Below are 19,444 nucleotides of genomic sequence, written 5' to 3'. Positions count from 1 at the left end.
GTCAACCATGCTGGAACTGCGCAAAGATATCTTCGCGGACGAGCGCGACGATAATTTGAAGGAGATCGGCAAGGGCACCCAGCGCCAGGACATGCTCGGCCACGTCACGGGCACGTCGAGTTATTTCAATGACCACAAGCTGCAAGGGATGCTCCATTTGAAGGTCGTGCGCTCAACCCAGGCCCATGCCCGGCTGCGCCGCATCGATACCACCGAGGCCGAGCGCTCGGCCGGCGTCCGCCGGATCATTCGCGGCGCCGACGTTCCACGCAACCTCAACACGCTGCTCAGCCTGATCAATTTCGGCAAGGACGACGAGCCGTCGCTGGCGGTCGACAAGGTGCGCTACAAGGGCGAGCCGATCCTCGCCATTGTCGCCGACAGCGAGCGCGAGGCATTCGAGGCGATCGCAAAGGTCCGGATCGACTACGAGCCGCTGCCGGCCGTGTTCGACGTCGAGGATGCGCTCAAGCCCGGCGCGCCCGTGGTCAACGAGACCTATCCGAAGAACGCCTTCATCTATCACGACGTCTACGACCATCAGCGTCTGCGCTTCGGCGATGCCGATGCGGCGCTGGCGACAGCGGATCACGTGCTGGAACAGCGCTACCAGATGTCGCCGATCGAGCACGCGCCGACCGAGACCAACGGCGCCATCGCGGCACCCGACACCAACGGCCGCTACGTCGTCTACACCTCGACCCAGGCGCTGTTCTTCTCGGTCGACACCTGCGCCAAGATTTTGGACGTGCCCTCCAACACCTTCCACTTCATCGGAGGAACCGTCGGCGGCGGGTTCGGCGGCAAAGTGGATACCTTGACCGAGCCGCTTGCCATTCTCGGCGCGATACTGACGGGGCGCCCTGTCCGTTACGTGTTCGGCCGCGAGGAAGAGATGCAGTATGGCCCGCCGCGCGGTGCCGAGCGCATCTACATCAAGGACGGCGTGATGCGTGACGGCCGCATCGTCGCGCGCAAGATCCACGCCTATTTCGACAGCGGCGCCTATACGCGGCTGTCCAGCTACGCCGCGGTGAAATGCGCCGCGCACCTGCCGGGGCCTTACACCATTCCGAACGTCTATGGCGACGTCTATTGTGTCTTCACCAATCGCACGCCCGCGACCGCCATGCGCGGCTTCGGCGTCACCGCGATGGATTTCGCCATCGAATGCCAGATGGACAAGCTCGCGGGCCTCGTCGGCATGGATCCGATGGAGTTCCGGATTCTGAACGCCTATCGCGACGGCGACATGAAGGCGCACCGGCGCGAAGCCAAGAACACCGCGCTGATCGAATGCGTCCAGGTCGCGGCCGAGAAGGCCAAATGGCCGATCCGCGACGAATTCAGGCGCGCCTCATCCCGCAAGGACGGCGGCGGCAGCCGCGCGGCGATCCCGCCGACGCCGACGGATTCGCGCGCGCGTCCGGCCGCGCCGGTCCAGCAGCGCACGAGCTACGACCGCACGCCAATGACCACGACGAGGGAGCCCCCGCGCGAGCCGCCCCCACCGGCACCGCCGCCTTCCCCACCACGCCCGGCCGCACCGTCACACGGCGCGACCCGGTTCTCCTCCGTGTTCGGCACCAGGAGGCGCTAGATGGCCCGGCATCGCGGACGCGGCATGGCGTCGGTCAATTATCCCATCGGCATGAATCTCGGCGGCGATCCGAGCCAGGCCCTGGTGCACTCCAACCCGAGCGGCAAGTTCACCGTCGCGCTGTCGTCGATCGATCTCGGCCAGGGCATGAAATCGGTGACGCGCCAGATCTGCGCCGAGACGCTCGGCGTCCCCGTCGAGGACGTCTATGTCGACACGGCCGATTCCGACACCGGCCCGCATTGCATGGGCTCGTTCGCCTCGCGCGGCACCCACCGCGTCGGCAATGCCGTGATGGCAGCCGCACGGGAGGCTCGTGGCGTGATGATGGAAGCGGCCGCCGAAGAGCTGGAGGTCAACGCCGCCGATCTCGAAACCGACGGCCGCGGCAACATCCACGTCAAGGGTGCGCCACACCGCTCGATCTCGACCAAGGACGTCGCGATCGCCGCGCAGTTCAAGCAGGGGAAGACCATCTCGGGCCGCGGCATCTTCCTCGTCCCGCTCTCCGAGGTCGATCCGGAGACCGGCGAGATGTCGCCGGCAACCTGCTATGCCCATGCCTGTCTGGTCGCGGAGGTCGAGGTCGATGATGAGACCGGCGAGGTCGCGATGGTGCGGATGGACTCGGCTTACGAGCTCGGCCGCGCGCTCAACCCGCGTCTGGTCGAACAGCAACTCGTCGGCGGCGCCTGGATGGGTGTCAGCCACGCGCTCTACGAGACCCCGGAGCCGTATTATCCCGATCCCGTTCACGGCCCCCGCGACTTCGTCGAATATCTGATGCCCGGCCCCGGCGACATCTGCCCGCATGACATCGCAGTGCTGGAGCGCCCTGCTCCCGATGGTCCGTTCGGCGCCAAAGGTCCCGGCGAGATGTGCGCCAACCCGGTGCTGCCCGCCGTTGCGAATGCGATCTTCAACGCCGTCGGCGTCCGCATCGACGACCTGCCGATCACGCCCGAAAAAGTGCTGCGCGCGATCAAGGCCCAGGGCGGCGCGCGGCCGCAGGCGCGACGTTAAGGGATCAACCGTGGCGGTTCGCAGCAACATCGTCGGCATCGACAGTCCGGAGGCGCTGGAGAAGGCGCTGCGCGCGGCCTACTATCTCGCCGACGAGGGCCTCGCGACATCGGCCTATCTCGGCCTCGCGCTCGGCAAGCCGCTGCTGCTGGAGGGCGCGCCGGGCGTCGGCAAGACGGAGGCGGCAAAGGCCATCGCCGCCGTGCTCGGCCGCCGCCTGATCCGCCTGCAATGCTATGAGGGCATCGACGCCTCCGCCGCGCTCTACGAGTGGAACTACCCGCGCCAGATGCTGGCAATCCGCCAAGCCGGCGACGAGAGCATCGACATCTACGGCGAGACCTTCCTGATCGAACGGCCGATGCTGGCCGCGCTCCGCGCGCCCGATTCCACCGTGCTGCTGATCGACGAAATTGACCGCGCCGACCAGGAGTTCGAGGCGTTCCTGCTCGAGTTCCTCTCCGACTTCCAGATCTCGATTCCCGAACGCGGCACGGTTCGCGCGGCCGAACGTCCCGTGGTCGTGCTGACCTCGAACCGGACGCGGGATCTGCACGAGGCTTTGCGCCGCCGTTGCGTCTACCACTGGATCGACTATCCGACCGCGGAACGCGAAGCCAGGATCATCATGATGCGCGCCTCCAGCGTCGCCGAGGCCACGGCCCGCGCGGTCGTCGCAGCCGTGGAGAAGTTGCAGCGCGAACCCTTGAGCAAGGCGCCCGGCATCGCCGAGGCCGTCGACTGGGCCGAGGCCGCGACATTGCTGCACAAGGGCGGCGCGCGCTGGCCGGATGCGTTCAAGCGCTCGATCGGCGTGGCGCTCAAGGACGAAGAGGATCTGCATTTCATCTCGCCGCGGCTCGATGCCATGCTCGCGGAGGCGACCGCATGAACACCGAGCCGCAGCTCCCGCGCGCCGCCCGGATCTTCGTCAGGTTCGTCCCGCTGCTGCGCGCGAACGGCTTTGCCGTGGCGCCCGAGCAGACCACGACGTTCCTGGCTGCGATCGAGCTGCTCGGCCCGCGCGACATCGAGCAGGTCAGGCAAGCCGCCCTGGCGACGTTGGCTCCGCCACCCGAACGACGCGCGACCTTCGACCGATTGTTCGACCTGCACTTCCGCGGCAGCGAGGCGATTACGCGCGATGACCAGGGCGAGGACGACGAGACGGTCCGCCTTCAGGAGGAGGGCCGCGGCGACGAGGAGCCGCCGCTCGCGGACGAGGCGAGCGAGTCGGGTCTCACCGCGACCCGAAGCGAGGCATTGGTCAAGCGCCGCTTCGGCGGCAGCTCGGGCTCCGATGCCCTGCGTCGCCTGACGCGGGAAGCGCCGCGGCGCCTGCCGCGACGACGCGGACACCGCCGCATGCGCGCACGCCGCGGGCCGTTCGCCGATCTCCGCCGCACTTTGCGCGACAGCGTCCGCAGCGACGGCGAGATCCTGCGGCTCGGCCACATGAGGCGGCGCCAGCGCCCGCGCAAGATGCTGCTGCTGATCGACGTGTCCGGCTCGATGAAAAGCCGCACTGAGGAGAACATGAAGCTCGCGCATGCGCTGGTGCAGGCTGCGCCCAATGTCGAGGTGTTCACCTTCGGCACCCGGCTGACCCGCGTTACCCGCCCGCTCCGGTTGAAGCGACGCGAGCAGGCCATGAACGCTACCGCGCATCTGGTCAGCGATTGGGATGGCGGCACCCGCATCGGCGATGCGCTCCAGGCCTTCCTCGCGGTGCCCCGCTTCGGCGGCTATGCCCACGGCGCCGCCGTGGTCATCGTGTCCGACGGACTCGAACGCGGCGAGACCGACGCTCTTCGAGACGCCGTCGCGAGATTGTCGCGGCGGGCCTGGCGCTTGAGCTGGCTGACGCCGCTGGCGACAAGCCCCGGCTTCCGCCCGCAAACCGAGGCGCTCATCGCCATCGAGCGCTTCGTCGACGACCTCGTGGATGGCGGTTCGAGCGCGTCGATCGTCGCGCATATTCTGGCGCTGGGACGAAGGAGAGCGGCGTGACCGATATTGTCGATGGCCACCATCACATCTGGCGGCAGGCCGACCTGCCCTGGCTGATCGGGCCGATGCAACCGCGCATCTTTGGCCCGTATGAGCCGATCCGGCGCGACTATCCAATTCAAGAATACCTCGACGACCTCAAGGGCACCGGCGTCACCCGCTCGGTCTATGTGCAGACCAATTGGGCCAACGACCGTTTCGAGGACGAGGCTGCATGGGTGCAACAGACGGCGGACGAACACGGCTGGCCGCATGCGATCGTCGCCTATGCCGATTTTTCCGTAGACGACGTGCGCCCCCAGCTCGATCGCCTGAAGCGCTATCCGTTGGTGCGCGGCGTGCGCATGCAGTTGCACTGGCACGAAAACCCGCTCTACCGCTTTGCAGCCCGCGCCGATCTCTGCGCCGATCCGACCATCCAGCGCAACGTCGCCCATCTTGCCGATTATGGCTGGAGCTTCGACTTGCAGGTGTTCACGCCGCAAATGCCGGGTGCGGCGCAGCTCGCCGGGTCATGTCACGGCGTGACCTTCATACTTCAGCATGCGGGCATGCTGGAGGATCTTACGCCTGATGGCCGCGCCGCCTGGCGTGCCGGGATGGCCCGGCTCGCTGCCTGCCCGAACGTGGTGTCGAAGCTCTCCGGGCTCGGCACTTTCATCCATCGCAATGACCCCGCGCACATCGCCGCCGTTCTCACCGATACGGTCGCGATCTTCGGCGCGGAGCGCTGCCTGTTCGGCTCCAATTTCCCGATCGAGAAATTGTGGACCAGCTATCGCGAGCTCGTTGGCGCCTTTCGCAAGGCCGCCGCACCGTTCGGCCCGGAGCAACAGGACGCCATGTTCAGGACGACGGCGACGCGCGTCTACGGGCTTTGACGGACAACAAGCAGATAAGGGAGGGCAATGAATGGCGCTGGAGATCAAGATCCTGGACTATGGCGATATTGAGCTGGAATCGAGCTTTCTGGTGCTTGGCCGCGACTGCGGCCGGACGCGCCGCGTGCTCACGCTCGGCTTCCTGATCCTCGGCGGCAAATATCCGGTCGTGGTCGACACCGGCTACCGCTCCAACCAGATCATGGAGACGCTGGGCATGCGCGGATTGCAGTACCACGAGAACATGATCGAAAACCAGCTCGCGCGTCACGGCGTGCGTATGGGCGACGTCCGCTTCGTCTGCCACACCCATCTGCACATCGACCACGCCGGCAAGGACGATCTGTTCCCGATGAACACGACCGTCGTACTCAACCGCAAGGAGCTCGAATATTCGGTCTCCGGCCTGATGCATCCACAATATCCGGCGCCGGACATCAAGCATTTGATCGACCGGTTGCACACCAAGAGCGCGCTGCGCTTCCTCGATCTCGAGATCACGGGCCCCATCGAGCTGATGCCCGGCGTCTACTGCGACGCCGCCAATGCGCATACGGAGGGCTCGATGAACATCATCGTCGAGACTGCGGATGGGATCGCCACCATCTGCGGCGACGTGATCTACGATTTCAACGACCAGATCGTCACGCCGTTCAACGAGATTCACGATTGGGAGCCGCGCACGACCGGCAACCACGGCACCAGCAAGCGGGCGGAGAAGGCCTCGATCAAGAAGCTGCTCAGCAATTCGCGCTATCTGCTCCCCGTGCATGACCGTCCCGCCAAGATCGAAGGCGGCAACGTCGTCGGGCGCCTGCACGACCAGGTCCCCGGCCCGATCGTGCAATCGCTGCCTGCACGCAATTGGTTCCCGGCGTAACGGGGCTCGAGGATCAACCGATGACGCACGTCACCTTGCGAAGCGAGTTCGAGACCCTGATCGACCCCTACGCGCCGGTCGCGCAGGTCGGTACCGGCTTCGAGTTCACGGAGGGGCCGATCTGGCATCCGGTCGATCACTACCTCTTGTTCTCGGACATGCCGGGCGACGTGCGCCGGCGCTGGGATGCGCGGCGCGGTGTGGTCGAGGTCAAGCGTCCCTCGAACAAGTGCAACGGCATGACCTATGATGCCGAGCTCAATCTGATCGTCTGCGAGCATGCGACCTCGCAGCTAGTCCGGGAACGGTCGGACGGGCGCCGCGAGGTGCTGGCCTCGCATTTTGGGGGACAGGAGCTCAACAGCCCCAACGACGTCTGCGTGCACTCCTCCGGCGCGATCTATTTCTCGGACCCCTGGTACGGCCGCATGCCGGTCTATGGCGTCGAGCGTCCACGCCAGCTTGGCTTCCAGGGCGTCTATCGCGTCGTACCCGGCGGCGAACCGAAGCTCGTGGTCGACCGTTACCTGTTCGACCAGCCGAACGGGCTCTGCTTCTCGCCGGACGAGAAGCTGCTCTATGTCAACGACACCGTGCAGGCGCTGATCCGCGTCTTCGACGTGGCTGGTGACGGTTCGCTGTCGAATGCGCGGGTGTTCGCGAGCGGCATCAAGTCCGAGCTCGAGCCCGGCCTGCCCGACGGCATGAAGTGCGACCAGCACGGCAATGTCTGGGTCACCGCACCGGGCGGCGTCTGGGTCTACTCGCCGCGCGGCGAGCTGCTCGGCAAGGTTCGCGTGCCCGAGCTCGTCGCCAACCTCGCCTGGGGCGGGCCGGATTTCCGCACGCTGTATTTGACCTCGACCCATTCGGTCTATGCGATCCCGACCAAGACCGGCCCGCGGCATGAGCCCTATATGAGCGGCCGACGCAACACTGGTGGCGCGACCGCAAGCGCCTTGCCGGCGGCACCCATTCTCGCCGACGGCGAGATGCGGCTCGACCCGCAGCGTTGCGCCATGATCATCCAGGACCTGCAGAACGACGTCATCATGGACGGCGGCGCATTCGCCGAGTCCGGCGCTCCCAGCCACGCGAAGCAACAGCATGTCGTCGAGAATGTCCGCCGCCTGGCGGAGGCCGCACGCGCACGGGGCGTCACCATCATTCACGTCTGGTTCGTGGTTGAGCCGGGCGCCCCCGGCGTGACGCTGAATGCACCGCTGTTCGAAGGCCTGGTCGACAGCAAGGCCATGGTACGCGGTAGCTGGGGCGCGGCGCCCGTTCCCGGCCTCGAGCCACGGCCCGGCGATTTCGTCGTCGAGAAGATGCGCATGAGCGCCTGGGAAGGCACGCGGCTGGAGACGATCCTGAAGGCGACCGGACGCGACATGATCATCAACACCGGCGCCTGGACCAACATGTCGGTCGAGCACACTGCCCGCACCGGCGCCGACAAAGGCTACTTCATGATCGTGCCGGAGGATTGCTGCTCGACCATGAACGCGGACTGGCACGCTGCCTCGATCAATTTTGCCATGCAGAACGTCGCGATCGTGACGCGGGCAGATGCCGTCATCAGAGCGCTGGGATGAGCAGTGGCCAAGCTCCTGCATTTATCCTGCTCGCCCCGAGCTGACTCCTTCTCGAGTGCCGGCGCGCGCGTCTTTCTCGACGGCTTTCGCCAGGCCCGGCCGGACTGGGATGTTGATGTCGTGGACCTCTGGCGGGAACGGATGCCGGAATTCACGGGTCCCATCGTCGACGCCAAATATGCCCGGATGAAGGGGCAGGCCTTCAACGACGCAGAGCGCCACGGTTTTGCCGAGGCCGAGCGAATGGCGCTGCGCCTGTCGCTCGCCGATCGTGTGTTGATCTCGACGCCGATGTGGAATTTCGGCATTCCCTACAAGCTCAAGCAATGGTTCGACATCATCGTCCAGCCCGGGCTGACCTTTCGGTTCGACCCGTCGCAGGGCTATCTCCCGCTGCTCATGGACCGGCCGACGCTGGTGATTCTCGCCAGCGGCAGCGATTTTGCGACCGGCATGAACCGCGGCCGCATCGACATGGCAACGTCCTACCTGCGAGACATCCTGCGCTTCATCGGGATCGACGATGTCCGTTTCGTGCCGATCGGGCCAACCACCGGACCACAGCAGCCGATCGAGGCCGCACGGGACAGGGCGCATCGACGTCTGGCTGCAATGGCCACGAGCTTCTGATGCAGGCGGCACGACTTTGTCCGGGTTAGACCCCCATCCGCGGCACCGCGCCTTGCGCATCCCCTGACCGGACCTGGTGATAGAGGTGGCCCGGCTCGGCCCACAAGAACCCATTCGAGAAAGGCACGCCAGGATAGGCCGCCGCCAGCCGGCGGTTGCCGCGCTCGACATCGTCACGCCCGTCCAACACGTCGCGAAAGGTCTTGGCGATCTCGACCATGTCGCAATCCTGCGGCGACAGGCGCAGCGAGCCGACATTGCTCTTGTGCAACAGGCTGGCCTCGCCCAGCAGCTTGGCGCAGGTGTGAGACAGGGTCTGCACCCCGTTGATGGTCAGGAAGTCCTGCTGCTCCAGCGTGTTCAGCAGGAGACCATCCGGATCCTTTTCGCAGACGAAGCGGCAATTGTCCTTGGCGAGCTTGTGAAGGCGCGCGTGATAGCAACGCGCAGAAATGGCTAGCGGCACCCTGCCGAACGCGAACACCTCGATCGTAACGTCGCGAACAGCCCTCGCGATCGCCGCCACCGAAGCCAGCGGCAATTCCGGCGGTAGGCAGATGCGCTTCGCCCCGTGCGCGGCGTGAAAGGCCGCGCTCGCCTCGTTGTAGATGTTGACGAACGGGCCGATCGCGTGCGCCCGGCCTGCAAGCGCCCTGAGACAGGTCAGATCATTGACCTCGACCAACACGCCTTCGACCGCGGCGAGCTCTTCGCTCTGGCGGCGCTCGCGCCGCAGCGAGACCAGGATCAGCGAGCCCAGCAGCACCTGCTTGCCTGCCTTCTGCAGCCGCTCGACCACGGCCGGTATGTGATCCACGAAGAACGGCGAGCGTTTCGAGCAGACGATCTCGCCGACGGATACGATGTCGACCGGCGCTTCGTCGGCGATACGGAAATAGAAGTCGCGCCAGCGCTCGGGCGCCCAATTGTACAGAACGGGACCGAGGCTGAGTTGCATCGCTGGACCTCTCATATCTCGAAAGATTAGCGCCAAGTCTTGCGATAGGCGCCGACCGTGGAAGCCTGGCCTTCGGTGAACGGCTTCAGGCTCGCAATGTCCGCCTCACTTCCGCTCTCGAGGGCCGCGAGCGCATGGCGGAAATGGCGTACCACGCTTTCGACATAGGCGCGGCCGCGCTGGCGGCCCTCGATTTTGAGCGCGGTCACCCCGGCGTCGCGCAAGCGCTTGAGCAGGGCCGTGGCGTCCAGGCTGACGGGGTCCTCGAAAATGTAGCCGGCGCCCTGCGCGGTCGAGAAGCGGCCCTTGCACAGCGTCGGATAGCCGGCAGGCTCGCTGGTCCCGAACCGGTTGATGGTGAAGCCGCCGAGGCTGGACTTGGTCCCCTCCGCGGTCTGTTCGTAGGCCACATGGCTCGGAGGGGAGCAGACGCCCTGCATGTTCGGCGATTTTCCAGTCGCATAGGACGACAGCGAGCAGCGCCCCTCGGCCATCACGCAAAGGCCGCCGAACACGAAGACTTCGGTCTCGCAGGCCGACTCCCGGGTGATCTCGGCGATCTCCGGCACGCTCAGGACACGGGGCAGCACGACGCGCTTCGCGCCGAAGGTCTCGGCGTAGAAGGCGATGGCATCCGGATTCGCGGCCGCAGCCTGAACCGAGACGTGCAAACGCTGGCTCGGATGACGCCGTGCCGTGTAATCCATCAATCCGATGTCGGCGAGGATCAGCGCGTCAGCTCCGGCGCTCACCGCATCGTCCACGGCGCGGTGCCAGATATCGACGGCAGAGGCGCGCGGGAAGGTGTTGATGGCCACCAGGATCTTCGCGCCGCGGCGATGCGCCAACGCGATCCCCTGGCGCAGCTCGTCGCGGCTGAAATTCAGCCCCGGAAAGTTGCGCGCGTTGGTTTCGTCGCTGAAGCCGCAATAGATCGCGTCGGCGCCGGCATCGATGGCGCTCTTCAGCGCCGCCGGCGTCCCGGCCGGACAGATCAGCTCCATCATCTCAATTGCCCGTCTTGTCCCGCTGAACCGATCACGTGACCGCGGGCGGCCTCGAAGACGCGCCTTGCGGGCGCGCCGAGTGGGCCGAACAGCGAGGACATCTCGGCTGCGAGATCGAGCTGGGCATCGTCGATCGCATTGCGCAGCGCCAGCACCGCCTCGACATCGCCCTCGACGACGAGCTCGCGCGAGAACATCAAGGCATCGCCGTCGACCCTGCCTTCGAGCAGAGCCAACAGGTTGGCGAGCGACGCCGAGATGCGCGCGTCCAGAGCTTTCGGCAGCTCGCGGACGAGCGACAGCCGCAGCGGCTTCGCCTCGATCACGAAGGCAAAGGGCAGATCGATCGGCCTGATGCCGAACCGCGCGCGAGCGTGCTCGCCGAGCCGGTCGAATATTGCAGGGTTGCGCCGATGGATCCTCTGCAAGACACCGCCGAGAACGAGCTGCAGCGGCAGCAGGGGCAGGGAACGCATGGCCAATGCGACAAGCGGCGGAATCGTCGGCAAGGGGCCGGGCGATGCGGCGAACGGATCATTCATGGCCCACATCTGGACGGATTGCGCGCCGCTGTATTTGAGCGGGAACAATGAAGACCAAAAACACGCCGGCTAGCTGTGATTTTTTGGGAGCTTGCTCAGTTGCAACGTGATGTGCCGCGCTTTCGCGATCTGTCCGACTTCCTGCGCTTCATCGAAGGGCGGGGACAGTTGCGACGCATTCGCGAGAAGGTCTCCGTCGTCCACGAGGTCACGGAGATCCACAAGCGTGTGCTCGAGGCACAAGGACCGGCATTATTGTTCGAGCAGCCCGTCAGGGCCGACGGTCGACCCTCGGAGATGCCGCTCCTGACCAATCTGTTCGGAACGGTCGAGCGGATCGCCTGCGGTATGGGGATCGCGCCGGATCGTCTCGAACAGCTCGGCGAGCTGATGGCCGAGCTGCGCGCGCCGCGACCACCGAGCAGCATCAGGGATGCCTTCGACAAGCTCCCGCTCGCGCGCGCCGCGCTGGCGACGCGCCCGCGCACGCGCACGGCGGCGCCGGCGCAGGACTGCGTCACGATGGGGCCCGACATCGATCTCGCGAGATTGCCGGTCCAGATCTGCTGGCCCGGCGAGCCGGCGCCGCTGATCACCTGGCCGCTGGTGATCACCGTGCCGCCGGACCCCACAACGGCCGACCAGGAGGAGAATGTCGGCGTCTACCGCATGCAGGTGCTTGGACGCAACCGCGCCATCATTCGTTGGCTTGCGCATCGCGGCGGCGCCCGCCATCACCAGCAATGGAAGGCGGCCGGGCGCGACATGCCGGTCGCGATCGTCATCGGAGCCGATCCTGCCACTATCCTGGCCGCAGTGCTGCCGCTGCCCGAGACCATGTCAGAGCTGCGCTTCGCCGGAATCCTGCGCGGCGAGCGGCCTGACCTCGCGCCCTGCCTCACCGTCCCACTCGCGATTCCGGCCGAGGCCGAAATCGTCATCGAGGGCTTCGTCTCCGCGACGGAAACCGCGCCGGAGGGGCCGTATGGTGATCACACCGGGTACTATAATTCTGTCGAGGAATTCCCCGTGATGCGGGTGACGGCGATCACCAGCCGACGTCAGCCTGTCTACCTCTCGACCTTCACGGGCCGGCCGCCGGACGAGCCGTCGCGGATCGGCGAGGCGCTCAACCGCCTGTTCGTGCCGCTGATCCGGCAGCAATTCCCTGAGGTGACCGACTGCTGGCTGCCGCCCGAGGCGTGCTCCTATCGCATCGCGGTCGCGGCGATCAGGAAGCGCTATCCCGGCCAGGCGCGGCGGCTGATGCTCGGCCTGTGGTCGATGCTGCCGCAGTTCAGCTACACCAAGCTCCTGATCGTGGTCGACGATGACATCGACATCCGCGATTGGCGTGCCGTGATGTGGGCCGTCTCGACGCGCAGCGACGCCTCGCGCGATCTCGTCACGCTCACCGACACGCCGATCGACTATCTCGACTTCGCCTCGCCGAAATCGGGCCTCGGCGGCAAGCTCGGCATCGACGCCACCACGAAGATTCCCCCGGAGACGGACCGGGAATGGGGCGTTCCGCTGGCGATGGATCCCGCCGTGGTCGCGCGTGTCGATGCGATGTGGTCGAACCTTGGCCTTTCCGGCATGCCCGCACGCGCGACGGTCTTCACATGAGCGGGCGGAAAGGCATCATCATCGGCATCAGCGGCGCCTCGGGCGCCGCGATCGGCATGCGCATCGTGGAATTGCTGGCCGACGATCCGCATTATGCAGTCCACCTCGTGGTTTCGCCCGCGGCCGAACGCACATTGGCAGAAGAGGTGGGCGGCGATGCGCTCGCGCAGCTGCGCGCACGCGCCTTTCGCCACTATCTTCATTCGGACATCGGCGCCGCGATCGCCAGCGGCTCCTATCCGGTCGCTGGCATGATCGTGGCGCCGTGCTCGATCCGCACGCTCTCGGCCATCGCCTGGGGGCAGCTCGACAATCTCCTGACGCGCGCGGCCGACGTCCAGCTCAAGGAACGGCGCCGGCTGGTGCTGCTGGTCCGGGAGAGCCCGCTGCATCTTGGCCATTTGCGCGCGATGCTGCAGGCAAGCGAGATCGGCGCGATCATTGCCCCACCGATGCCGGCGTTCTATCTCAAGCCACAGTCGCTGGATGAGGTGATCGACCAGATCGCCGCCCGGGCGATCAACCTGCTCGACCTGACGAACCTTCGCGCGCCCACCAGGATCTGGTCCGGCCCAGGCTCTGAAGACACATAGCCGGCAGAGCAGCCTCGGACCCGGCTGCCTTGCCGGATCAATTCACCTCGGCAAACCCGAGCAACGACCTGACACCCGGCGAGATCATCGAGGGCTGCCAGGCGGGCTCGAACGTCATGGTGACGTCGACCGATTCCACGCCCGGAACGAAACACGCGCTGCTCGCGACGCCCTCCTTGAGAAAGGACGCAGCGGGACAGCCGCGTGTCGTCGCCGTCATGGTGATGTGCGCAGCGCCGTCGTCGATCGACACGTCGTAGATGAAGCCGAGGTCGACGACGTTGTGCCCGAGCTCCGGATCGATCACGACTTTCAGTGCCTGTTTTATCCGGGCCACGAGGTCATCATCATCGATCGTCATGCCTGCACCCTCACCGTCAGCTGGTAGGCGTCCTTCGACGTGAAGCCGCCGCGCCATTGATGGCCGCGTTTGGTCAGCTCCCGGAACAGGAACACCGGTTCGCGACTGAGCAAGGCGCAGAGCGTCTGGCCGGGCGCCAGCCGTTCCACGGCCGCCAGAATCCGGACCATCGGCTCCGGCGGATCGAGGTCGCGATTGTCGAGATGAATTGCGGGCTCCGGCCAATCGCCATCGCCTGGCGTGGCGGAGGCCGCTTCAGCCGCTTCGAACGATTCGTGGTCCCGCATGAAGCGGATCTCCCATTCGCCGCCTTCGAGCTCGGCTTCCCGATGCGCAAAGCCCTTGCTCGCCATGACGTCGAACAGGGGAACGGGCTTGAAGGGAGCATAGAGCCGCAGCCCCTCCCCCGGCCCGAGCCGCTCGAGCGCGGCCATGATGACGGAGAACGGCTCGCCGCCTGCACGCAGGATCGGCCGGACATCGACGTCGATGAATTCGGTCATTGCAGTCTCCTTTTCAGTTTCGCGAGACCAGCAGGTGGGGCGCGGCAGCTCCCGCCGGCAGGCGTAGCGGGCCCGTCACATCCGCAAGCCGCCGGGCCCTGATGAACTCCTCGCTCAGGCCGAGCGTCGCAAGCATCACGACCGCGACAGCGACGCGGAACCCGAATGCAGCATCGATCATGAGCATCAACGTTGCCGCCCAGCTGCCGGCAAAGAACAGGACGAACCACTTCGACGCGCGGCGCTCGGCAACGAGATCCTGTACGCGGGGCGTCGGCACTCTGCCCATCACCGGACCATAGGTCTCGAGCCAGGTCAGGAACGGAACGATCTTGTAGAGATTGGCGAGCACCAGACCCGTAAGCCAGCCGAATGCGACCAGAAAGACAATCGCCCCGACATGCGAGGGGAAGGAACCTGTCGCAAGCGACGCGGCACCAAGCAGCGCAGCTGCGGCGAGGCTCGCCAGCGCAACGAGGCTCATGCGCGTGTTGAGCTCGAGCGCGCGACGTTTGCGGGCTCTGTACAGACCGAGCACGTCGCGACCGTAGGCAGAAAGCGACAGCACTGCCGCCGCACCTGCAAGCAGAAGCGCCAGATTCAGCCCTGTCATGCGCCAGAGTGCGAGCACGCCCCCGACAAGTCCGATCGCCAGCGCGGCGGTGCCGGCCAGCCAGGCGCGACGGCCCAGCTTCGCAACGTCGGGCGCGAGCATGAACATCGCAAGCAGGCGATAGCTGACGCCCATGGCCGTGAACGTCAGCCAACCGCCAAGCCCCGCAATCGCGTGGACCGGAACGCCCGATTCCAGCAGGGCCGGCCATTGCGCACCGATGGCGATCCCGGACAGCACCAGCGAGAACATTCCGCCGAATGCCGCCGTGACACAGATGCAGGCAAGGCCGCCCGCGACGAACCGTGCAGGCCCTGGTAGCGGACGGGCCGACCAGAGCGTCATGCCGAGATTGGCAACGACCAATGCGAAACCGGCAATCAGCAGGCTGGCGCCGACGGGAAGCAGCCAGGGCGGCCCGTTGAAGTGTCCGCCCAAAGTCAGAAAGCCTGCGAGCAGGACCACCAACCCAAGCGTCAACAGCGCGAGAGCCGGCAGGGTCAGGCGCTCTGCATGGAGCGGTCTTGCGACCAGCACCGGCACGAACTGAAACAGCGCGCCACACAGAACCGTGCTCAACCAGCCGATGCAAACCATATGGACGATGACGAGCGTGTCTGGACCGCCGATGTCGCTGTTCGGAAATCCGAACCCGGCGACAATCAGCCCTTCTGCGAGCAGCAGCCACAGGATTGCGACCGCGAAGTAACTGATGGCCCATCTACAGAGGCTGGTTCCGATCACGGCTTGCTTCTCATCGCCTGCACACGAAGTCCGGTGTCAGTTGGACGGTAAGCGGCTGCGGTCACGGCCACTTTGTCGAGGCGCAAACTCCGGCACCTTTCGTGACAAGGACAGGATCGCCCACGCCGGAGCGGAGCAAATATTGATTCATCGCAAGAGCACCGGGCGCAGCCCTGATATCCAGATCTGCGATCAGCAGGGAATGGTCCGATGACGGTGAAGAATTGGTGCGCGGTTCTGGCGATTTCGGCGGGTGCGGTCACATCCGCGATTGCTCAATCGGAGTTTCCGCCCTCGCCGAACGCAAAACAAGATGCGCCTCGCCTCGTCGAGGTCATGAGCATGGCACAGGTTCAGCATCTCAAGCTCTGGTACGCAGGCAAGGCGAGAAACTGGGACCTCGCCGCGTATGAATTGCGCCAGCTGACAAACAGCCTGGCAGAAGCGGCGATCTTCTACCCGGCCATTCCCGTGACCAACGTGACCACCATGAAGGAGCCGCTGCTCTCGATCGCCGACGCGATCACGGCAGCCGATGATCGCAAGTTCGCCGCATCCATGCGCGGGCTGACCGACGGCTGCAACGCCTGTCACAACTCGATGGGGCGCGGCTTCATTGCCATCGCCGCTCCGACGGGCGGGCAGCCGCCCGCTAATCAGATTTTTTCGCCGCCGGGCAATAGCCGGAAGAAATGATGCGCGAGGGCGCCGCCTGGCTGCGGCGCTCAGTAGCACCAGAACCTCTCACCCGGACTGCGCTACGACGCGCTCCGACCTCTCCTTCGGGAGAGGTGAATGCGGGTCCTGGGCGCATCCATCCTATTGAGCCGTATCAACACAGGGATTGAGCAGCGTCTTACCATCGCCTGGCCCAGATGACAGTGACCGGCGAGCCGCTTCAATGATCGAACAATCCATTCCGGCCAAGGCTTTGGCTGCTGCTTTCTGGCAAACGCCCAAGGACGATCTCTACCGCGCGCTCGGCTCCGGCCCGGAAGGCCTGTCTCAGATCGAAGCCGCTCGACGGCTGGCGATCCTCGGAGCAAACCGCGCCGACGCCTCCCAAAACCGGTCAGCCCTGCGCAAGCTTGGCCAACGCCTCTGGAACCCGTTGGTTGCCATGCTGCTGGCGGCAGCGCTCGTATCCGGACTGAGCGGCGACATCGGAAGTTTTGCAATCATCGCAACCGTGCTCTCCCTGTCCATCACGCTCGACATCGTTCAGGAGCACCGCGCCGAGCTCACCGCGGAAGCGTTGCGGGAATCCGTCGCCATTCAGGCTGATGTCGTCCGGGACGGCAAGGATATGACCCTTTCGGTGACCGCTCTCGTCCCCGGAGACGTCGTCAAGCTCCGCATCGGCGATTTGATACCGGCCGACGGCATCGTCCTCGATGCCCAGGAATTGCAGGTCAATGAAGCCTTGATGACAGGCGAGCCGTTTCCGGCCTTCAAAACGGACGCCCCCTGCTCCGCGGCATTGCCGGCGGACGCCACGAATGCCCTGTTCGCGGGAACCAGTACGGTCGGCGGAAGCGGCAAGATGTTGGTCGTGGCGACCGGAGGCCGGACGCGCTTTGGCGCGATCGCCGCGGCAATGGCGGCCAACGCACCACCAACGGCCCTCGAACAAGGCGTCCGCAGGCTGGGGATCCTGATCCTCCGACTGACGCTCTTTCTCACGCTCTTTGTGCTGATGGCTCATCTCGTTGCGCAACGCAACGCCATGGAGTCCTTTCTCTTCGCGGTCGCGCTCGCCGTCGGTCTGACGCCAGAGCTGCTGCCGATGGTGATGACGGTGACACTCGCCCGCGGCGCGCAGCGCATGGCGAAACGCAAAGTCATCGTCAAGAGGTTGTCGGCGATCCACGATCTGGGCGCCATGGATACGCTCTGTGTCGACAAGACCGGCACGCTCACGGAAGCCAGGATCACGTTGGCGGCGCATATCGACCCGCAGGGGCGGTCCAGCGATCGCGTTCTGAGGTTAGCGCGGCTGAACAGCTGCTTTCAGGCCGGCATCAGAAGTCCCCTCGACGACGCGATCCTGTCAGCGAGCCGCGATGATCTCGACGGCTGTGTTCGCCTTGCGGAAGTCCCATTCGACTTCGAGCGGCGCTGCTTGTCCGTCTTGGTCGTACAAAATGGCGAACACATCCTGATCGCAAAAGGGGCTCCGGAATCCATCCTGTCGCGTTGCGTGGCCGTGGAAATCGACGGCCTTGCCCACCCGCTCGATGCCGCCTGGCAGCAGAAGATGGCAGACATCGAGGCTCAATATGCCCGCGACGGTTTCCGGCTGCTTGCCGTCGCCACCAGGTCCATTCCAGCCGCGCAGCAGACGATTGGCGTCGGCGACGAGATCCATCTGACCATGATCGGCTTTTGTGTCTTCGCCGATCCGCCGAAGCAGGATGCAGCCTCGGCCATCGACGCGCTCAGCGCGCTCGGCGTGACGATCAAGATCCTCTCCGGTGACCATGGCGCGGTGGTCTCGCACGTTGCGCGATCCGTCGGTCTCAGGTCGGACCGGATCATGACGGGCGCCGAAATATCCGAGCTCACCGATGCTGCGCTCGTCGCCCGGGTCGATCACATCGATCTGTTTGCCCGGATCGATCCCGATCAGAAACGACGGATCATTGCCGCGCTCCGGCACCGCAATCACGTCGTCGGCTTCATGGGAGACGGCGTCAATGATGCGCCCGCGATCCACGCGGCGCATGTCGGCATATCCGTCACGGGTGCAACCGAGGTCGCCCGCGCGGCCGCCGACATGATCTTGTTGGCGCCCGACCTGTCCGTGCTTGCGGCCGGCGTGCGCGAGGGCCGCAGAACCTTCGCCAATATCCTGAAATATGTTCGGATGGGAACGAGCTCGAATTTCGGCAACATGCTTTCCATGGCCCTCGCCTCGATCGTTCTCCCATTTCTGCCGTTGCTGCCGCTGCAGATCCTATTGAACAATCTCATCTACGATCTCTCCGAAATCGGCATCCCCTTCGATGAGGTCGATCGCGAAGACGTTGCCCGGCCAGAAGCCTGGAACATGGCAAGCATCCTTCGCTTCACCATCATCATGGGAGTGGTGTCGTCCCTGTTCGACGCGATCACCTTCGCCGTTCTCCTCAAGCTGTTCCATGCCGATGCAGCGCTGTTTCAAACCGGATGGTTCGTCGAATCGATCGCGACCCAGATCCTGGTGATCTTCGTGATCAGGTCGCGCAAATTGCCGTGGCGCGCGAACCGGCCCCACAACATCTTGATCGCGACGTCCCTCGGCGCCCTGCTTGCTGGCGTGGCGCTTGCGCTTGGCCCGTGGGGAGGAGCGTTCGGCTTTGTCGCGCCGTCTGCTGCATTGCTTGCAACAATCGTCGCTATCGCGGTCGCCTATCTGATTTCGGCGAATATCGCGAAGCGGCTGGCAATCTCGGGGCCGTAACGGCCGACACAACGATTGGGGTTCGTGCCGACCAGGAAATGCCTGCGCTCAAGGAGACGCGCCACCCGGTGAAGGCACTCTTCCTTCGCTGATCGAAGCACCCGGGCCAATTGTCAGGTCGCGTCTGGATAGATTTGCTCGCGATGGACTTCCCGGCCGCTCTCGTCGATGACAACGATCCGAAGGCCGGGATGGCCCTTCGGCTTCGCTCTGCGCACCTCGTTGGCCAAGCTCTTGCTGTGTGCGATGGCGGCCCCATCACTCACAAGCTCCAATCCGGACCTGTCCCGGACAGGCACGCCGTCCTTCATGTCGAAATAATAGGTGGGCATGAACTCATTCCCGCGTTCGCACGCGGCTCGGTTGGAATCATCATTCCCGGGAAAGAGTTGCCGCCGAGGCTGGGGGATGGACCTCGGCGGCGACTTGGGAC

The 19,444-nt window shown here is 65.3% G+C and carries 20 protein-coding genes; 13 read left to right on the top strand and 7 right to left on the bottom strand.

Annotated elements, in window-relative coordinates:
• Positions 1-7 precede the first annotated feature (7 nt).
• The 8 genes from P6U31_RS11220 to P6U31_RS11185 are packed head-to-tail and all read left to right on the top strand — an operon-like array spanning position 8 to position 8,619.
• Positions 8-1,600 (top strand): xanthine dehydrogenase family protein molybdopterin-binding subunit, encoded by a 1,593-nt coding sequence (locus P6U31_RS11220; RefSeq protein ID WP_407188355.1) that lies wholly within the window; start codon positions 8-10, stop codon positions 1,598-1,600.
• A complete protein-coding gene (locus tag P6U31_RS11215) occupies positions 1,601-2,623 on the top strand; it encodes a xanthine dehydrogenase family protein molybdopterin-binding subunit (protein WP_407188354.1) in 1,023 nt (340 codons plus the stop codon).
• Between the two features lie 10 nt (positions 2,624-2,633).
• Positions 2,634-3,515: an AAA family ATPase gene (locus P6U31_RS11210; RefSeq protein WP_407188353.1), complete on the top strand. Its 882-nt coding sequence runs from the start codon at positions 2,634-2,636 to the stop codon at positions 3,513-3,515.
• Positions 3,512-4,633, top strand: coding sequence for a vWA domain-containing protein (locus P6U31_RS11205; RefSeq protein WP_407188352.1), 1,122 nt, complete (start codon positions 3,512-3,514; stop codon positions 4,631-4,633). The genes P6U31_RS11210 and P6U31_RS11205 overlap by 4 nt, the downstream gene beginning before the upstream one ends.
• Complete coding sequence (locus tag P6U31_RS11200) at positions 4,630-5,514, top strand: amidohydrolase family protein (protein ID WP_407188350.1); 885 nt, start codon at positions 4,630-4,632, stop codon at positions 5,512-5,514. The genes P6U31_RS11205 and P6U31_RS11200 overlap by 4 nt, the downstream gene beginning before the upstream one ends.
• A 31-nt stretch (positions 5,515-5,545) precedes the next feature.
• Positions 5,546-6,394 carry an MBL fold metallo-hydrolase gene (locus P6U31_RS11195; protein ID WP_128927095.1) on the top strand — a complete coding sequence of 283 codons (849 nt, stop codon included), beginning with the start codon at positions 5,546-5,548 and terminating at the stop codon, positions 6,392-6,394.
• A 20-nt stretch (positions 6,395-6,414) separates the two neighbouring features.
• Positions 6,415-7,989 carry an isochorismatase family protein gene (locus P6U31_RS11190; protein ID WP_407188348.1) on the top strand — a complete coding sequence of 525 codons (1,575 nt, stop codon included), beginning with the start codon at positions 6,415-6,417 and terminating at the stop codon, positions 7,987-7,989.
• 3 nt (positions 7,990-7,992) lie between these two features.
• The gene (locus P6U31_RS11185; RefSeq protein ID WP_407188347.1) at positions 7,993-8,619 is read left to right on the top strand and encodes an FMN-dependent NADH-azoreductase; all 627 of its coding nucleotides are present in this window, start codon (positions 7,993-7,995) and stop codon (positions 8,617-8,619) included.
• A gap of 25 nt (positions 8,620-8,644) precedes the next feature.
• Here the strand turns inward: P6U31_RS11185 and P6U31_RS11180 are convergent, their stop codons facing one another.
• The 3 genes from P6U31_RS11180 to P6U31_RS11170 are packed head-to-tail and all read right to left on the bottom strand — an operon-like array spanning position 8,645 to position 11,060.
• On the bottom strand, positions 8,645-9,577 hold the full coding sequence (locus P6U31_RS11180) for a U32 family peptidase (RefSeq protein ID WP_407188346.1): 933 nt from the start codon (positions 9,575-9,577) through the stop codon (positions 8,645-8,647).
• Positions 9,578-9,603: 26 nt separating this feature from the next.
• Positions 9,604-10,581: a peptidase U32 family protein gene (locus P6U31_RS11175; protein ID WP_407189820.1), complete on the bottom strand. Its 978-nt coding sequence runs from the start codon at positions 10,579-10,581 to the stop codon at positions 9,604-9,606.
• The gene (locus P6U31_RS11170; protein ID WP_407188344.1) at positions 10,581-11,060 is read right to left on the bottom strand and encodes an SCP2 domain-containing protein; all 480 of its coding nucleotides are present in this window, start codon (positions 11,058-11,060) and stop codon (positions 10,581-10,583) included. The genes P6U31_RS11175 and P6U31_RS11170 overlap by 1 nt, the downstream gene beginning before the upstream one ends.
• Here P6U31_RS11170 and P6U31_RS11165 point away from each other — a divergent pair.
• Genes P6U31_RS11165 through P6U31_RS11155 form a run of 3 tightly spaced genes read left to right on the top strand, consistent with a single transcriptional unit; the run spans position 11,059 to position 13,348 of the window.
• The gene (locus P6U31_RS11165) at positions 11,059-11,199 is read left to right on the top strand and encodes a hypothetical protein (RefSeq protein ID WP_407188342.1); all 141 of its coding nucleotides are present in this window, start codon (positions 11,059-11,061) and stop codon (positions 11,197-11,199) included. The two genes, P6U31_RS11170 and P6U31_RS11165, sit on opposite strands and share 2 nt — an antisense overlap.
• A gap of 26 nt (positions 11,200-11,225) precedes the next feature.
• Positions 11,226-12,755, top strand: coding sequence for a UbiD family decarboxylase (locus P6U31_RS11160; RefSeq protein WP_407188340.1), 1,530 nt, complete (start codon positions 11,226-11,228; stop codon positions 12,753-12,755).
• Positions 12,752-13,348: a UbiX family flavin prenyltransferase gene (locus tag P6U31_RS11155; protein WP_407188338.1), complete on the top strand. Its 597-nt coding sequence runs from the start codon at positions 12,752-12,754 to the stop codon at positions 13,346-13,348. The genes P6U31_RS11160 and P6U31_RS11155 overlap by 4 nt, the downstream gene beginning before the upstream one ends.
• 37 nt (positions 13,349-13,385) lie before the next feature.
• Here the strand turns inward: P6U31_RS11155 and P6U31_RS11150 are convergent, their stop codons facing one another.
• The 3 genes from P6U31_RS11150 to P6U31_RS11140 are packed head-to-tail and all read right to left on the bottom strand — an operon-like array spanning position 13,386 to position 15,569.
• Complete coding sequence (locus P6U31_RS11150) at positions 13,386-13,709, bottom strand: metal-sulfur cluster assembly factor (RefSeq protein WP_407188336.1); 324 nt, start codon at positions 13,707-13,709, stop codon at positions 13,386-13,388.
• A complete protein-coding gene (locus tag P6U31_RS11145) occupies positions 13,706-14,212 on the bottom strand; it encodes a DUF2249 domain-containing protein (RefSeq protein ID WP_407188335.1) in 507 nt (168 codons plus the stop codon). Before P6U31_RS11145 ends, P6U31_RS11150 begins: the two co-directional genes overlap by 4 nt.
• 13 nt (positions 14,213-14,225) lie before the next feature.
• Positions 14,226-15,569: a hypothetical protein gene (locus tag P6U31_RS11140; protein ID WP_407188333.1), complete on the bottom strand. Its 1,344-nt coding sequence runs from the start codon at positions 15,567-15,569 to the stop codon at positions 14,226-14,228.
• 210 nt (positions 15,570-15,779) lie between these two features.
• Here P6U31_RS11140 and P6U31_RS11135 point away from each other — a divergent pair, with 210 nt between their 5' ends.
• The gene (locus P6U31_RS11135; protein WP_407188331.1) at positions 15,780-16,265 is read left to right on the top strand and encodes a hypothetical protein; all 486 of its coding nucleotides are present in this window, start codon (positions 15,780-15,782) and stop codon (positions 16,263-16,265) included.
• Between the two features lie 205 nt (positions 16,266-16,470).
• Entirely contained in the window at positions 16,471-19,011 is a 2,541-nt protein-coding gene (gene mgtA, locus P6U31_RS11130) for a magnesium-translocating P-type ATPase (RefSeq protein ID WP_407188329.1), read from the top strand.
• 113 nt (positions 19,012-19,124) lie between these two features.
• Here mgtA and P6U31_RS11125 read toward each other — a convergent pair whose 3' ends face one another.
• The gene (locus P6U31_RS11125) at positions 19,125-19,343 is read right to left on the bottom strand and encodes a DUF6894 family protein (RefSeq protein WP_407188327.1); all 219 of its coding nucleotides are present in this window, start codon (positions 19,341-19,343) and stop codon (positions 19,125-19,127) included.
• Positions 19,344-19,444 lie beyond the last annotated feature (101 nt).

It is taken from the genome of Bradyrhizobium centrosematis (assembly GCF_045571495.1).
Lineage (GTDB): Bacteria > Pseudomonadota > Alphaproteobacteria > Rhizobiales > Xanthobacteraceae > Bradyrhizobium > Bradyrhizobium centrosematis.
The sequence above is the reverse complement of the archived record's forward strand: the minus strand, read 5'-3'. Positions and strand labels throughout refer to the sequence as shown.

Bases quoted from the DNA above. Each gene is read 5' to 3' on its own strand.
- P6U31_RS11215 (WP_407188354.1), top strand. From the start codon at position 1,601: ATGGCCCGGCATCGCGGACGCGGCATGGCGTCGGTCAATTATCCCATC.
- P6U31_RS11180 (WP_407188346.1), bottom strand. From the start codon at position 9,577: ATGCAACTCAGCCTCGGTCCCGTTCTGTACAATTGGGCGCCCGAGCGC.
- P6U31_RS11145 (WP_407188335.1), bottom strand. From the start codon at position 14,212: ATGACCGAATTCATCGACGTCGATGTCCGGCCGATCCTGCGTGCAGGC.
- P6U31_RS11190 (WP_407188348.1), top strand. From the start codon at position 6,415: ATGACGCACGTCACCTTGCGAAGCGAGTTCGAGACCCTGATCGACCCC.
- P6U31_RS11170 (WP_407188344.1), bottom strand. From the start codon at position 11,060: ATGCGTTCCCTGCCCCTGCTGCCGCTGCAGCTCGTTCTCGGCGGTGTC.
- P6U31_RS11205 (WP_407188352.1), top strand. From the start codon at position 3,512: ATGAACACCGAGCCGCAGCTCCCGCGCGCCGCCCGGATCTTCGTCAGG.
- P6U31_RS11125 (WP_407188327.1), bottom strand. From the start codon at position 19,343: ATGCCCACCTATTATTTCGACATGAAGGACGGCGTGCCTGTCCGGGAC.
- P6U31_RS11135 (WP_407188331.1), top strand. From the start codon at position 15,780: ATGACGGTGAAGAATTGGTGCGCGGTTCTGGCGATTTCGGCGGGTGCG.
- P6U31_RS11155 (WP_407188338.1), top strand. From the start codon at position 12,752: ATGAGCGGGCGGAAAGGCATCATCATCGGCATCAGCGGCGCCTCGGGC.
- P6U31_RS11165 (WP_407188342.1), top strand. From the start codon at position 11,059: ATGGCCAATGCGACAAGCGGCGGAATCGTCGGCAAGGGGCCGGGCGAT.
- P6U31_RS11150 (WP_407188336.1), bottom strand. From the start codon at position 13,709: ATGACGATCGATGATGATGACCTCGTGGCCCGGATAAAACAGGCACTG.
- mgtA (WP_407188329.1), top strand. From the start codon at position 16,471: ATGATCGAACAATCCATTCCGGCCAAGGCTTTGGCTGCTGCTTTCTGG.
- P6U31_RS11220 (WP_407188355.1), top strand. From the start codon at position 8: ATGCTGGAACTGCGCAAAGATATCTTCGCGGACGAGCGCGACGATAAT.
- P6U31_RS11175 (WP_407189820.1), bottom strand. From the start codon at position 10,581: ATGGAGCTGATCTGTCCGGCCGGGACGCCGGCGGCGCTGAAGAGCGCC.
- P6U31_RS11195 (WP_128927095.1), top strand. From the start codon at position 5,546: ATGGCGCTGGAGATCAAGATCCTGGACTATGGCGATATTGAGCTGGAA.